General features: G+C 68.0%; 14 protein-coding genes. 11 read left to right on the plus strand and 3 right to left on the minus strand.

The window, feature by feature from the left end:
• Nucleotides 1–16: 16 nt before the first annotated feature.
• Complete coding sequence (locus AB5I40_RS39000; protein ID WP_344286671.1) at nucleotides 17–1015, minus strand: hypothetical protein; 999 nt, start codon at nucleotides 1013–1015, stop codon at nucleotides 17–19.
• Nucleotides 1016–1377: 362 nt separating this feature from the next.
• On the opposite strand from AB5I40_RS39000, the gene AB5I40_RS39005 reads away from it, so the two are divergent.
• From AB5I40_RS39005 to AB5I40_RS39035, 7 genes are all read left to right on the plus strand, one after another.
• Nucleotides 1378–1782 carry a hypothetical protein gene (locus tag AB5I40_RS39005; protein ID WP_370935167.1) on the plus strand — a complete coding sequence of 135 codons (405 nt, stop codon included), beginning with the start codon at nucleotides 1378–1380 and terminating at the stop codon, nucleotides 1780–1782.
• Nucleotides 1779–1907, plus strand: coding sequence for a hypothetical protein (locus tag AB5I40_RS39010; protein ID WP_344286667.1), 129 nt, complete (start codon nucleotides 1779–1781; stop codon nucleotides 1905–1907). The genes AB5I40_RS39005 and AB5I40_RS39010 overlap by 4 nt, the downstream gene beginning before the upstream one ends.
• Nucleotides 1908–1966: 59 nt before the next feature.
• Nucleotides 1967–2791, plus strand: coding sequence for an integrase core domain-containing protein (locus AB5I40_RS39015; RefSeq protein WP_370935168.1), 825 nt, complete (start codon nucleotides 1967–1969; stop codon nucleotides 2789–2791).
• Between the two features lie 246 nt (nucleotides 2792–3037).
• Entirely contained in the window at nucleotides 3038–3535 is a 498-nt protein-coding gene (locus tag AB5I40_RS39020) for an inorganic diphosphatase (RefSeq protein WP_370935169.1), read from the plus strand.
• On the plus strand, nucleotides 3532–4095 hold the full coding sequence (locus AB5I40_RS39025) for an adenylate kinase (protein WP_370935170.1): 564 nt from the start codon (nucleotides 3532–3534) through the stop codon (nucleotides 4093–4095). The genes AB5I40_RS39020 and AB5I40_RS39025 overlap by 4 nt, the downstream gene beginning before the upstream one ends.
• A gap of 172 nt (nucleotides 4096–4267) precedes the next feature.
• Entirely contained in the window at nucleotides 4268–4720 is a 453-nt protein-coding gene (locus AB5I40_RS39030; RefSeq protein WP_370935171.1) for a MaoC family dehydratase, read from the plus strand.
• Nucleotides 4721–4996: 276 nt separating this feature from the next.
• A complete protein-coding gene (locus AB5I40_RS39035; RefSeq protein ID WP_370935172.1) occupies nucleotides 4997–5533 on the plus strand; it encodes an FAD-dependent oxidoreductase in 537 nt (178 codons plus the stop codon).
• A 369-nt stretch (nucleotides 5534–5902) separates the two neighbouring features.
• Here AB5I40_RS39035 and AB5I40_RS39040 read toward each other — a convergent pair whose 3' ends face one another.
• Entirely contained in the window at nucleotides 5903–6754 is an 852-nt protein-coding gene (locus tag AB5I40_RS39040; protein WP_370935173.1) for a 3-hydroxyacyl-CoA dehydrogenase family protein, read from the minus strand.
• A gap of 243 nt (nucleotides 6755–6997) precedes the next feature.
• Here AB5I40_RS39040 and AB5I40_RS39045 point away from each other — a divergent pair, with 243 nt between their 5' ends.
• The 4 genes from AB5I40_RS39045 (at nucleotide 6998) to AB5I40_RS39060 (ending at nucleotide 12746) form a co-directional block, all read left to right on the plus strand.
• Nucleotides 6998–8188 (plus strand): acyl-CoA dehydrogenase family protein, encoded by a 1191-nt coding sequence (locus AB5I40_RS39045; protein ID WP_370935174.1) that lies wholly within the window; start codon nucleotides 6998–7000, stop codon nucleotides 8186–8188.
• Nucleotides 8189–8206: 18 nt separating this feature from the next.
• A complete protein-coding gene (locus AB5I40_RS39050; RefSeq protein WP_370935175.1) occupies nucleotides 8207–9427 on the plus strand; it encodes an acetyl-CoA C-acetyltransferase in 1221 nt (406 codons plus the stop codon).
• 9 nt (nucleotides 9428–9436) lie between these two features.
• Nucleotides 9437–11419 carry an acyl CoA:acetate/3-ketoacid CoA transferase gene (locus AB5I40_RS39055; RefSeq protein ID WP_370935176.1) on the plus strand — a complete coding sequence of 661 codons (1983 nt, stop codon included), beginning with the start codon at nucleotides 9437–9439 and terminating at the stop codon, nucleotides 11417–11419.
• Between the two features lie 112 nt (nucleotides 11420–11531).
• A complete protein-coding gene (locus AB5I40_RS39060; RefSeq protein ID WP_370935177.1) occupies nucleotides 11532–12746 on the plus strand; it encodes a PucR family transcriptional regulator in 1215 nt (404 codons plus the stop codon).
• Nucleotides 12747–12748: 2 nt separating this feature from the next.
• On the opposite strand, the gene phaZ is transcribed toward AB5I40_RS39060, so the two are convergent.
• Nucleotides 12749–13558, minus strand: a complete 810-nt coding sequence (gene phaZ / locus AB5I40_RS39065) for a poly(3-hydroxyalkanoate) depolymerase (protein WP_370935178.1) — start codon at nucleotides 13556–13558, stop codon at nucleotides 12749–12751.
• Nucleotides 13559–13728 lie beyond the last annotated feature (170 nt).

Consider the following 13728-nt stretch of genomic DNA (forward strand, 5'->3'; position numbering starts at 1 on the left):
GCGTGAGCTCTCTGGATCATCGCCGAAGGAGGTGCCACCGGCCGACGGAGAGGATCGTTCGCGCCGGTGGCGGCTCCGTTGCCTTCGGTCGTGGTTTCGACCCAGCCTTAAGCTCGCAGATCAGCGCAGCGCACGCGTCGATTTTGTGCTTTTCCCGAGCCCGGGTCCGGTTTGCCAGCACGAGTTCTTCGGTTGCGGCTCGGTGCATCAGCAAGCCCAGGAGCACGTGCCAGCCGCAGAGCACGACGGCGACTGCGATGACCGCTACCGGGGATGCTCCGTCGGCCGCGATCGCGCGCAGGCCGACAAGAGCGGCAGAGGCCAGAACGCCGAGCGAGAGCGGGCAGACGAGGGCCAGTTTCCGGCGGGCCCAGATCCAGCGCCACACTGCTCGCGGCGAGAGATCGGCCCGAACGAGCTTCGCCCACTCCTCCGGCGGACGGTTGCCCGAGGGAGGCCACTCGCGCGCCGCGGCGGAAGAAGCGATGCCCAGAGTTTCGAGGGTATCGGCTTTTTTCAGGAAAAGAACGGAGGTCTCTGAACGCAGTTTCTCGAGTATCTGTTCGTACTCGTCGATCGTGTGGTCGGGCACGGGGCCTTCGCGTAAGGATTGGCGCAAAGTCGCTTCGAGGACGAACGGGTTGGTGATCCATGCCAGTCGTGGCCGTGACGCCCAATGCCCGACGACCAGCCCGCTGGCCTGGACCGCTAGGACGGCCATGCCGATCATGAAGATCGGCACCACGGATTGGGTGAACTGCAGATGGTTGTTGGCCGCGTACATCGATGCACCAAGCCCGGCCGCCGCGCCGGCAACGGTGTTGACGATGCCCATCATCGAGAGCTGAGCCATTAGGCTGTGCCGGTCCCGGACCGTTTCCGCGTCGTCGCCGGTGATCCACCGCAACCGCCGGTTGCCTCTTCGGGAATCGAAACCGACGGCGAATATCGCCAGGACGCTCCACAGTTCGGCCAGGACGAGTGTGGCCGCGACAATGACGCGCGCGAGGATCATGACGGGAAAATAGCAACGTGCGAGTGGCTGCGTCTCCGGATTCGAAGAGATAACTCTGGCCGGCCGTCGATGCGACGGGTGAATTCGGGTGTCGCCCCGAGCCCGGATGATTCCTCTCTGGTTGACTGTGGTGATCGCGTGCGTCAGTCCGTTTTGGGGTCAGCTGATTTCGTTGCGTTGCGCACGTCTGCAGGCGCAGGGAGACGCACGTCAGAACTAGCGTGATCTCCAGGACCGGCGGGCGGTCTATGCGAAGTTCATGCGTGCCGCCTGTGGGCGGGTTTCCTCTGTGAGGCTTCTCCCCGGTTCGCGCTGGCGGGCCCCGTCAGCTGCCACGACCGCGAATCTGCCGTCGACTGTCTTTGAAGGTCGCTGCTGGTGGCTGCGATCTCTTCCTGACGGCTGACCGGCAAGGCGAGGCCGACGAACTCCCGCCGGAGGCCGCGGATCTCGCCGCGGCGCTCGCTGTCGAATGGGCTGAGCAAGTCGCCGAACACGGAAACCGCGACGCGGACCGGGCACGGGTGCGGTACGCGTTGGACGCGGCGCGCGGCAACCTCGTCGACGAGCAAGGGCTGGGTGCCGGACTGCGACCCGTTCTCAACGCGCTCAGCCGCATCCGGTCGATGGCCGCGCTGGGGGAGGCTGTCGCGGGAAAGCTCCTGCGCGCCGCGATCGTCCAGGTCAGCCGCTACCTCACTGACGACGACCTTCGTGCCGAGGTTCAGCATGATCAGCGGTCGTGTGTTTTCGGCTTCTCTGCTTGATCACAGTCCGGCTGTTCGGCTGGCTGGGCGTACTCGCGCGTGGTGACGCAGCAGTGGCCGCTGAACTGCTGGTACTTCGGCACGAGGTCGCGGTGTTGCGCAGGCAGGTCAGCGGCCGCGGTTGACGTGGTCCGATCGGGCGTTGTTGGCCGCGCTGGCTCGGCTGCTTCCCCGGCGGGTGAGGATGGCTCGGATCGTCACGCCGGGCGCCTTGTTGGCCTGGCATCGCCATCTGGTCGCGTGGAAGTGGCGGTGTCCGAATCGGTCTGGCCGGCCTCCGATCAGCGCACAAGTACGCGAGATCGTGCTTCATCTCGGACGGGAGAATCCCTGCTGGGGATACCGGCGGGTTCATGGCGAACTCGTGCGGCTGGGCTATCGCGTCGGTGAAGCCACCGTCCGGCGGATCTTGCGAGCCCACCGGATCGGTCCGGTGCCGCGTGAGGCGAACACCTCGTGGCGAACCTTCCTGCGCACGCAGGCGGCCGGACTATTGGCCTGCGACTTCTTCTATATCGACACGATTTTCCTGCGTCGGCTGTACGTCTTGTTCGTGATGGAGATCCGCACCCGTCGAGTGCATCTTCTCGGTGTCACAGCCCGTCCAACCGGTGGCTGGGTCGCGCAGGCCGCCCGCAATCTGGCCGTGGGCCTCGGGGAGCGGATCAGTGCGTTCTGTTTCCTCGTCCGAGATCGGGATGCCGAGTTCACGCCGGCGTTCGGCGAGGTGTTCCGCAGCGGGGGCGTGAACATCGTCAGGACACCGCCGCAGGCGCGGAGGGCGAATTGCTGCGCCGAACGGTTCGTGCGCACCGCCCGCACCGAGTGCACTGACCGACTCCTGATCTACCACGCTCGGCATGCGCATGCCGTCCTGACCGAATACGTCGGCCACTGCAACGGACACCGCCCGCATCAGTCACGGGCGCAACGGCACCCAACGACGAAAACCGGACCGTATTGCAGGACCTGGATGCCCAGATCCGCCGTCGTGTGCTGGGCGGCGTGATCAACGAGTACCGAAGAGCCGCGTGAACCTAGTCGACATTACCGCTGGTCATCGGCCCGCATCGAGTTTTGAAGCGGTACAGGGTTCAAGCCTGCTGGTCCTCTGCCAGTCCCGGCGTTAGTGCTGCGGCACCGGAAGTTCTCGGCAGGATGGTCCAGAAGAACCTTTACCGTCCGCGGCCTGCGGGGCATGGTCCTTTGCGGAAGTCAAGGCAGCGTATCCGACACGACATGGTGCGGGGCAATCGTGGAGTTCGACGTCCTGATCGAGGTGCCTAAGGGCAGCCGCAACAAGTACGAGGTCGATCACGGCTCCGGCCGCATCAGGCTGGACCGGACGTTGTTCACTGCGACCCAGTATCCCGCGGACTACGGTTTTGTGGAGGACACGCTCGGCTTGGACGGCGACCCGCTCGATGCCGTGGTCGTTACGACCGGCGAACCGCTGTTTCCCGGAGTCCTTGTCGTCTGCCGGACCGTCGGCATGTTCCGCATGACCGACGAGGCGGGCGGCGACGACAAACTGCTGTGCGTGCCGGCCGCTGATCCGCGACTGGAGCACCTGCGAGACATCCACCACGTGCCGGAGTTCGACCGGATGGAGATCCAGCACTTCTTCGAGATCTACAAGGAACTCGAACCAGGCAAGAGTGTCGAGGGCGCCAGCTGGGCCGGCCGGGCAGACGCCGAAGCCGAGATCACGGCTTCACGCGAACGTTTCCGAGCGGCAGGCGGCCACTCGTGAGAATCGTGCTGGTGGGACCGCCCGGCTGCGGCAAAGGAACCCAGGCGACGAGGTTGGCCGCGCGGTTCGGGATCGTGCACCTGTCGGTCGGCGACCTGCTTCGCTCCGAAGCCGCGGCCGGCTCGGACCTCGGCCGCCGCGCCGCGCAGATCATGGCCAGCGGAGAGCTTGTGGACGACGACCTGATCATCGAACTCATGGATCCCAAGATCACCGCGGCCGCGCAGGGCCGGGGCTACCTTCTCGACGGTTACCCGCGATCCGAGCCGCAGGCCGCTGCGCTGCTCGCAATGGACACCGCACCTGAGGTCGCGATCGCGCTGGAGGTTCCTGAACCGGTCTTGGTAGACCGAATTCTCCACCGGGCCGAGGTCGAAGGCCGCGCCGACGACACCGCCGAGGTGATCGGCAACCGGGTCGCGGTCTACCGGCGGTCGACCGAGCCGCTGCTCGCGATGTTCGCGGACCGTGGACTCCTGCGCATCGTCGACGCCGACGTCGACCCGGCCGCAGTCACCGTCGCGATCATCGAACAGCTGGAGAACATGACGAGTCGGTAGGCAGCCGCGTGCTATTTCGGTCGGTCCCTGGCACCTGAAGCACCGGTGCGTGGTCGACGCCGCACCGGGAAAGGCGCGCAATGTGGTTCCCAGCGACCTTGCCCGCAGCGGCCTTCGTGCGCGAAGTTCGGTCACGTCGATGCAGCCGAGGAACTCGATGAGGAGAGCGCCCATGGCCACTCACGTCAGCAAACCGGCCGATCTGCTGGAACTTGTCGGCAAGCCGATGGGCGAGAGCGGCTGGTATGAGATCACTCAGCATCAGGTCGACCAGTTCGGCGATGCGACCCGCGATCATCAGTGGATTCACGTCAACCCGGAGCAGGCGAAGGAGGGTCCGTTCGGCGGCCCGATCGCGCACGGATACCTGACATTGTCGCTGGCGCAACAGTTTCTCGCCGACACCGTGCACGTCGACGAGCTGGCCGCTCGGCTGAACTACGGGCTGAACAAGGTCCGGTTCACCGCTCCGGTACCGGTTGGCGGCCGGGTCCGCGGCGTGGTCGCGTTGGTCGACGCGAGGCAGCGTTCCAGTGGTGTCGAGGCGGCTTTCGAGGTCACGGTCGAGCTGGCCGGATCGCAGCGTCCGGCGCTGGTGGCCGAGACTCTCGTTCTGTACAAGTGATGGCCGGGCGGCCTCATTAGGTGGTGGTGGCCGGAGGGGGCTTCGGCGGCGTCGCGGTCACCAAAACGCCCAGACGGGTCGATGTCGAGATCACCCTCGTCGACCGGACCAAGCATCACCTGTTCCAGCCGCTGCTATACCAGGTCGCGACTGGCATCTTGTCCGAGAGGCTGATCGGACCCGCGCTGCGCGGAGTGGTGAAGGAGCAGGCCGACGTCCGGGTAGTGCTCGGCGAGCTGACGGGTTTCGACACCCGCGAGGAGGTGCGGGTGCTGCTTGGCCGAGGCGGGACCGGCGGTGCTCGGGCCGTTTCCGGCGAAGCTGCGCGACTGCACCCGCCGGCATCTGGAGAAGATGGGCGTGGAGGTGCGGCTGAGCGCGGCGGCGACGGCGATGGACGCCGAGAGCATCACCGTGCAGGGCCCGGACGAGGCGCAGCGGATCGCCTGCCGAACCAAGATCTCGGCCGCGGGGGTGCAGTCTTCGCCGGTGGCCGGGATGCTGGCCGAGGCGGCTGGCGGCGAGACCGACCGGGCGGGCCGGGTGGCGGTCAACGAAGACTGCACGCTGCCGGGCCGTCCCGAGGTATTCGCCATCGGTGACATGGTGGCGCCGCAGGGTCTGCCGGGGGTTGCGGAGCCGGCCATCCAGGAAGGCAAGTACGTCGCCGACGTGATCAGAGCGCGGCTGGACGGAGAGCAGGGTGCCGAGGTTCCGGTATTTCGACAAGGGCAGCATGGCGACCGTCGGGTACAACGCGGTGGTGGCGAACGCGTTCGGCAATGCGATTCACCGGTCTGGCGGGGTATCTGACGTGGGGGCCGGTCCATGTCGTGTACTTGATCACCTGGAGGAACAGAGTCTCGACCATGTACACCTGGCTGCGCTCGCTGGTGTTAGCGCGCAACCGCGCGCAGCGGATGATCACTGCCGAGCAGGCGCACGGGGAGGTGTCCGCGGGCACCGCAGAGCCCGTGGCCGTGCTCGTCCGCCACAAGCCGACTCAGTTGTTGACAGCGGCAGCGCGGGCTGGCCCAGGCGATCGCGAGCGTCGAGCGGACCAACCGACGCCGAGGCCGTTGGCGGTGCACCGGCTGGCGTCCCTGTTCTGCCTGCCGCAGCCGTTCAAGCCGCCGCACGGCGTGCTCACGTTGAGCCCGAGCGGCGCGGCAGGCGGCCGGCTCAGGGGTATTCGTAGAAGCCGCGGCCGGATTTGCGGCCGAGCCGGCCCGCGGCGATCATGCGTTTCATCAGCGGCGGCGGGGCGTACTCTTCGCGCTTGAACTCCTCGTAAAGCGAGTTGCACACCGAGTTCAGCACGTCCAGGCCGATGAAGTCGCACAGCTGCAGCGGGCCTATGGGGTGGTTGGCGCCGAGCTTCATCCCGGCGTCGATGTCCTCGCGGCTGGCGAATCCTTCTTCGAACATCCGCACCGCGCCCATCAGGTACGGGGTGAGCAGGAAATTCACGATGAAGCCGGACCGGTCTTTGGTGACGATCGGGTGCTTGCCGAGCTGCTCGACGTAGGCGATGCACTTGTCAGCGGTCTCCTGGCTGGTGTCGAGCGCGCACACCACCTCGACGAGTTTCATCACCGGGACCGGCGAGAAGAAGTGCACTCCGATCACTCGATCCGCATTGCGCACCGCGCCGCCGAGCTGGGCGATCGGGATGGAGGAGGTGTTGGACGCGATGATCGCGTGCTCGCCGACGATCTCGTCCAGCGCTTGCATGATCCCGACCTTGAGCTCCAGCCGTTCCGGCACCGCCTCGACGACCAGGTCCGCGCCGCCGGCATCGGCCAGGTCCGCAGTGAACGAGATGCGCGAGCGCAGTGCGTCGCGGGCGGCCTCGTCGAGCTTGCCGCGCTGGACGGCTTGGGCGAGCGAGGCATCCACGCGCCGGCGAGCGGCGTCCAGGAACTCCGGCAGGTCGCGCACCACCACCGGAATTCCGGCGGCGGCGGTCGACTCGGCAATGCCCGCGCCCATGAAGCCGCCGCCGATCACCGCGACTGACTTGATGTCCGACACCTTGCACCTCCCACGATGGGCGCCGCACGCGTGCGGAGGGACGGCCGCGACGACGGCGAGCGGCACTCTCGCGAACGGACGCTACCGCCGCGGCAGCCGGGCCCGGCGGTGCGCCGCCACCACAGATTCGCGCTGGCATGGTCGTTCGCCATCTTTACCGCGGCGTCACGGCGAGGAAATGTCTATCCGTGAGCGGCGGCATGGCGCCGGCAGCGACGCCGGAACCCGGTATCGGAGGCCAGCATGGAGTTGCAGGATCACATCGCGGACGCCCTGGGCACCGACTTCTTCGGAATTCGGGAGGGTTTGACGCCACAGCAGCGCGACTACCTGACGCGGACGCGGCAGTTCGTCGACACCGAGGTCGTGCCGGCCATCAACGGCTACTGGGAGCGGGCCGAGCTCGCGATGCCGCTCTTCCGCCGGATGGGCGAGCTCGGCCTGGTGGGCGACACGATCGACGGTTACGGCTGTCCCCCGATGGACCCGCTGTCGGCCGGACTGATCTCGATGGAACTCGGCCGCGGCGACGGCAGTGTCGGCACCTTCATGGGCGTGCACTGCGGCCTCGCCATGAAGACGATCTACAAGCTGGGCTCGGAAGAACAGAAGCAGCGCTTCCTGCCGCCGATGGCGAAGCTGGACAAGCTGGGCGCGTTCGCCCTCACCGAGCCCGACCACGGGTCCGACTCGGTCGCGCTGGAGACGTCGGCCCGCCGCGAAGGCGATCACTACGTGCTCAACGGCCGCAAGAAGTGGATCGGCAACGGCGCCGCGGCGGACTATGTGTGCCTGTGGGCCCGCGACACCGAAGACAACCAGGTCAAGTGCTTCGTCATCGAGCGGCCCGCCACCGGCTACGAGGCGAAGGTGATCACCGGCAAGGTGTCCCTGCGGGCGATCTACCAGGCCGAGATCACCCTCGCCGACGTGCGGGTTCCGGTCGAGAACAAGCTGGAGCACGCGAACAGCTTCAAGGACTGCGGCAAAGTCCTGGAAGGCACCCGGATGGAAGTGGCGTTCTCCTCGCTCGGGCACGCGGTGGCCGGTTTCGACGCCGCGCTCACCTATGCCAAGCGGCGCAAACAGTTCGGGAAGACGCTGACCAGCTTCCAGATCGTCCAGCAGCGGCTGGTGGACATGCTCGCCGACATCACCGCGATGCAGCTGTATTGCGTGCAGATCGCCAAGCTCGCGGCGGAAGACCGGCTCAGCCCGACGCTCGCCGGGCTGGCGAAAATGCACAACACCACCAAGGCCCGCAAGGTGCTCGCCGCGGCACGCGACACGCTCGGCGGCAACGGCATCCTGCTCGACTTCCACGTCATGCGGCACATGTGCGACCTCGAGGCGCTGCACACCTACGAGGGCACCGAGACCATGCAGACCCTCATCGTCGGCCGGGACATCACCGGCGTCGGCGCATTCGCCTGAAGCGAAAGGCGATTCCCCATGCCGGAAGCTGTTGTCGTCGCCGCGGCCCGATCGCCGATCGGACGGGCGTTCAAGGGATCGTTGACGGAGGTGCGCGGCGACGATCTCGCCGCGACCGTGGTGCGCGCGGCGCTGGACCAAGTGCCGCAACTGGACCCGGCCGAGATCGACGATCTGGTGCTCGGCTGCGGCCTGCCCGGCGGCGAGTGCGGGTTCAACCTGGGCCGGGTGGTGTCGGTGCTGCTCGGCTTCGATCACCTGCCGGGCGCGACGCTGACCCGCTACTGCGCGTCGTCGCTGCAGACGACCCGGATGGCGATGCACGCGATCAAGGCGTGCGAGGGCGAGGTTTTCCTGTCCGTCGGAGTCGAAACGGTCAGCCGGCAGGCCGCCGGCAGCAGCGATTCCTGGCCGGACACGCAAAACCCGAAATTCGCGCACGCCGCGGCGCGCACCGCGACGGCCGCGGCGGGAGACGCGTCCGGCTGGCACGATCCGCGGCGCGAGGGCCTGCTGCCCGACGTCTACATCGCGATGGGCCAGACCGCCGAGAATGTGGCCGCGCTGCGCGGCATCAGCCGGGCCGAGCAGGACGAATTCGGCGTGCGCTCGCAGAACCTGGCCGAGGAAGCGATCCGGAGCGGGTTCTTCGCCCGCGAGATCACCCCGGTGACGCTGCCGGACGGCACCGTGGTGGACCGCGACGACGGTCCCCGCCCAGGCGTCACCTTGGACGGGGTGGCCGGGCTGAAGCCGGTGTTCCGCCCGGACGGGACGGTCACCGCCGGCAATTGCTGCCCGCTCAACGACGGCGCCGCGGCTCTGGTGGTCATGAGCGACCGCAAAGCCCGCGCGCTCGGCGTCACGCCGCTCGTCCGGGTGGTGGCGACCGGGGTGAGCGGCCTGTCTCCGGAGATCATGGGGCTGGGGCCGGTGCAGGCGTGCCGGCAGGCGCTGGCGCGCGCGGGCATGAGCATCGGCGACATCGACCTCGTCGAGATCAACGAGGCCTTCGCCGCGCAGGTGATCCCGACCTACCGCGACCTGGGCATCGACATCGACCGGCTCAACGTCAACGGCGGCGCGATCGCGCTCGGCCACCCGTTCGGCATGACCGGCGCGCGCATCACCACCACCTTGATCAACAGCTTGACCGCGCACGACAAAGGCATCGGCATGGAGTGCATGTGCGTCGGCGGCGGGCAGGGCATGGCACTGATCATCGAACGGCTCAGCTGAGGAGCACGGATGTCCATCACCGCCGACTCGCCGTCCGCCGGCTCGCCGATCCGGGACAAGGTCGTCACCGCCGAGGAAGCCGTGCGGCTGATCCGCGACGGCGACTACATCGTCGTCGAAGGGTTCGCCGGCCACTGCTACGCCGAGGAGCTGGTCCTCGCGCTGGAGGACCGTTTCCTCAAGTCCGGCTCGCCCCGCGACCTGAGCATCGTGTTCGCGGTCGCGCAGGGCAACCGCGGCGACCGGGGCCTGCTGCACCTGTGCCACGAGGGCATGCTCAAGCGGTCGATGGGCGGCCACTACGGAATGTCCCCGGAGCTGCAGCGGCTCGCGGTCGACGGCAAGATCGAGGCCTACAACATCCCGCAGGGAGTCATCGCGCATCTGCTGCGCGACACCGGCGCGAACAAGCCCGGCGTGCTCACCAAGGTCGGGCTGGGCACCTTCGCCGATCCGCGCAACGGCGGCGGAAAGGTCAACGACATCACCACCGAGGACCGGATCCGGGTGATGGAGATCGACGGCGAGGAATACCTGTTCTACAAGGCTTTCGAACGGCTGGACGTCGCGCTGCTGCGCGGCACGACCGCGGACCCGCAGGGCAACATCACCATGGAGAAGGAAGCGCTGACCCTCGAGGCGCTCGAGGTCGCCAACGCGGTCCACAACAAGGGCGGCCTGGTGATCGTGCAGGTCGAGCGGCTGACCGAAGCCGGCGGCCTGCGCCCCAAGGACGTGAAGATTCCCGGCGTGCTGGTCGATTGCGTCGTGGTCGCGACCGCGCCCGAGCGCCATACCCAGACCTGGGGCACCGCCTACAACCCGGCGATGAGCGGCGAGCTGCGCGTCCCGCTGTCCTCGGTGCCGGCGATCCCATTGGACACCCGCAAGATCATCGCCCGCAGGGCGGCGATGGAGCTGCGCCCGAACGCGGTGGTCAACCTCGGCATCGGGATGCCGGAGGGCGTCGCCGCGGTGGCCGCCGAGGAGCAGGTCCTCGAGTACCTGACGCTGACCGCCGAGCCCGGCGTGATCGGCGGCATGCCGACCGGCGGCCTGGACTTCGGCTCCGCGCTCAACCCGCACGCCATCGTGGCACAGCCGTCGCAATTCGACTTCTACGACGGCGGCGGGCTGGACGCGGCGTTCCTCGGAATGGCCCAAGCCGACCGCGAAGGCAACGTGAACGTCAGCCGGTTCGGGCCGCGGCTGGCCGGTGCGGGCGGCTTCATCAACATCAGCCAGAACTCCAAGGCGGTGTATTTCCTTGGCACGTTCCTGGCGCCGTCGCGCACCGAGGTGCGCGACGGCCGGCTGGCGGTGACCGATGGGGTGGCCGCGCCGAAATTCCTGACCGAGGTCCAGCAGCGGACCTTCTCCGGGGAATACGCGGTCAAGGCCGGCCAGCCGGTGCTCTACATCACCGAACGGTGCGTCTTCCGGCTCACCCCGCAGGGCCTGCAGCTGACCGAGATCGCGCCCGGCATCGACCTGGCCAAGGACGTGCTGGCGCACATCGAGTTCGAGCCGATCATCGACGGCGAACCCGAGCTGATGGACGCGCGGATCTTCGCCGACGATCCGATGGGGATCAAAGACGACCTGCTGACCATCCCGCTGGAGGCCAGGTTCGGCTACGACGAACCGCGCAACCTGTTCTTCCTGAACCTGGAAGGCATGACGCTTCGCACCGCGGACGAAGTGGACGCCATCGCGAGGGAAGTCGACCAACGGCTGGCCGCCCTCGGCCGCAAGGTCCAGATGGTGGTCAACTACGACAACTTCTCCGTCGACCCGGCGCTGACCGACCAGTACCGCGCCGTCGTCCGGCGGCTGGCCGAGCGCTACTACGAAAACGTCACCCGCTACACCACCAGCGCCTTCCTCCGGCTCAAGCTGGCCGATCAGCTCACCGGCCGAGGGCTGTCGCCGCATCTGTACGAAAGCCGGCAGGAAGCCTTGACTTGGCTGGAGCGCCGCCGGACGGAGTGACGACCGGAGCGCCCTCAGATGGTGTCGGACGACCGGTCGACGGGTGCGGCCGACCACCTCCGGCGGACACGACGGTGGGCGCCGACCACATCGATGGCCCTATGCTCGGGCGATGCCGAATCCAGCGCCGGATTCCGACGTCACGGAACTCGCCAAGCGACTGTCCGCGAACATCGGCAGCCTGATCACAGAGGTCGCCGACCGGATCAGCTCGCAGGTCGAGGTTTACGCGTCCGGCGACTTGGTCGACCGCCAAGACCTGGACGAGAGCCTTCGGGACAACATCGAGTTCTTGATCTCGCAGCTCGAGGGCGGGAAGCCGCTCGACCTGGCGGCGCCGCGGCGGACCGGCCGCCGTCGGGCCGAGCAGGGCGTGCCGCTCGCCGCCGTGCTCAGCGCGTACCGGATCGGCTTCGACCTGGTGTGGCACACCGCGGTCGCCGAATCCCGCGAGAGCGCTCTGGTCACCGACAGAGACCTGCTCGACATCGGCTCCCGGCTGTGGCGAATGCTCGGGGTATACACCACCGAAATGATCAATTCCTACCGGGACGGGCAGACCGAGCAGCTCCTGCGCGATGACCAGCAGCGTTCTGCGCTCGTGGGCGCGATCTTGGAAGGCCGCGTCGCCGACACCGCGACCATATGGGAGGCAGCCGACCTGCTGTCCCTGCCGTACGAGGGAACATTCGCGGTGGTCGCGGCCGAGTCGCCGTCCTTGGGCAAGCTCCCGTTGCCCAACATCGAGACCCGGCTGTCAGTCCGGGGGATCGGGTCGGCGTGGCGGCTGCACGCCGAGTTCCAGGTCGGTGTGGTGACGCTCCGGTCGGCGGAGGCCGTCACCATGCTGGTCGACGTCTTGCGCGCGGCCGCGACGAGCCGGGTCGGCGTGAGCCCGGTGTTTTCGACCCTGGACGGCACCTCCAAGGCGTTGCACCTGGCCCGGATCGCGCTGGCCAGCGCCACCGCCGGGAAGCCGTCGGTGACGGTGTTCGACCAGGCGCCGCTGCCTTTGCTCGTGACCAGCTCGCCGACCACGTCGTACCGGGTGGCGCGGATGGTCCTCGGCCCGATTCTCGACCTCCCCGCGGGGGAGTGCGAGCTGCTGCTGGAAACGCTGGAGACCTACTTTTCGGTCCAGGGCTCAGCGGCCGAGGCCGGCAACCGGCTCTACCTGCACCCGAACACCGTGCGCCGACGGCTGCACCGGATGGAGCAGCTCACCGGGCGCTCGCTCGACGATCCGGAGGCGTCGGCCGAGCTGCTCGTCGCCCTGAAGGCGTACCGTCGGCTCCCGGCTTCGCGCGACACATTGACGGAGGAATGAGGTCATCGTCCGTCCGGCGACAGGCTCGGCTGCCGGAGGAAGCTCGTGATCCGGGGGGCGAGGTCCTCGGCACGGGTCACGAGGCCGAGATGACCGTCCGGGAAGATGTGCAGGGTCGCGTGCGGCAGCAGCCGGTGCATGATCTTCGGGTTGGCGAGCGGGATGATGGGATCGTCGGATCCGGCGAGGATCAGTGTCGGCTGCCGGACCAGCGGCAGGAACGGCAGGCTCGTCCACCCTGCCGCAGCGACGAGCTGCAGGGTGTAGCCGCGGCGGGTGGTCAGCGGAGAGTGCGCGTCCGCGAGCACCCGGGCCAGGGCCGGGTCGTCGCGAAGGCTTCCGCCGTAGACGGAACCGGCGATCGTCGCCACGTACTGGGGGTCGCGATAGCGCCTCGGGGTGATCATCTTGCGGAGAACGTGCGGCCGGGCGGGGACCATCAGACAACCGGTGGCCGTGCTCACCAGCACCAGCCGGCGGCAGCGGCGCGGATTCTGGAATGCGAACTGCTGTGCCAGGCCGCCGCCCCAGGAGATGCCCAGCACGTCGGTCTCTCCGACGCCGAGCTGGTCGAGGAGCTGCCCGAGCAGCCGAGCCAGCGTGAAGAAGCTGTAGGGCCGCGCCGGCATCTCCGAGCCGCCGATGCCGGGCACGTCGAAGCGGATCACCGGAATGCCCGGGTCGAGCGCGTCGACGAACGGCTGCAGCAAATCCAGGCTGGCCCCGATCCCGTTGCACAGCACCAGGGGACGGCCCTCGCCAGGGCGCACGGAAACGCGTATCCGCCGACCGCGGACCAGCACCTCCCGCACGTTGCCCGACACCTCGCCGATGGCGGGGCCTGAGCCGCCGCCCCGACGTCGATGCGACCCGGACGTCTTGCGCGGCCGAAGCCGACTGGTGACAGGCGCGTTCGCTGGATGCTGGGCTGAACGGGGCACGGTGCGACGCTATGCGCGGGCACTGGCGTTGTGGATGTTGT

Source organism: Amycolatopsis sp. cg13, assembly GCF_041346965.1.
Lineage (GTDB): Bacteria > Actinomycetota > Actinomycetes > Mycobacteriales > Pseudonocardiaceae > Amycolatopsis.

Excerpts from the sequence above, each read along its gene's own strand:
- AB5I40_RS39000 (WP_344286671.1), bottom strand. The coding sequence starts at position 1,015 with ATGATCCTCGCGCGCGTCATTGTCGCGGCCACACTCGTCCTGGCCGAA.
- AB5I40_RS39015 (WP_370935168.1), top strand. The coding sequence starts at position 1,967 with ATGGCTCGGATCGTCACGCCGGGCGCCTTGTTGGCCTGGCATCGCCAT.
- AB5I40_RS39030 (WP_370935171.1), top strand. The coding sequence starts at position 4,268 with ATGGCCACTCACGTCAGCAAACCGGCCGATCTGCTGGAACTTGTCGGC.
- AB5I40_RS39045 (WP_370935174.1), top strand. The coding sequence starts at position 6,998 with ATGGAGTTGCAGGATCACATCGCGGACGCCCTGGGCACCGACTTCTTC.
- AB5I40_RS39050 (WP_370935175.1), top strand. The coding sequence starts at position 8,207 with ATGCCGGAAGCTGTTGTCGTCGCCGCGGCCCGATCGCCGATCGGACGG.
- AB5I40_RS39055 (WP_370935176.1), top strand. The coding sequence starts at position 9,437 with ATGTCCATCACCGCCGACTCGCCGTCCGCCGGCTCGCCGATCCGGGAC.
- AB5I40_RS39060 (WP_370935177.1), top strand. The coding sequence starts at position 11,532 with ATGCCGAATCCAGCGCCGGATTCCGACGTCACGGAACTCGCCAAGCGA.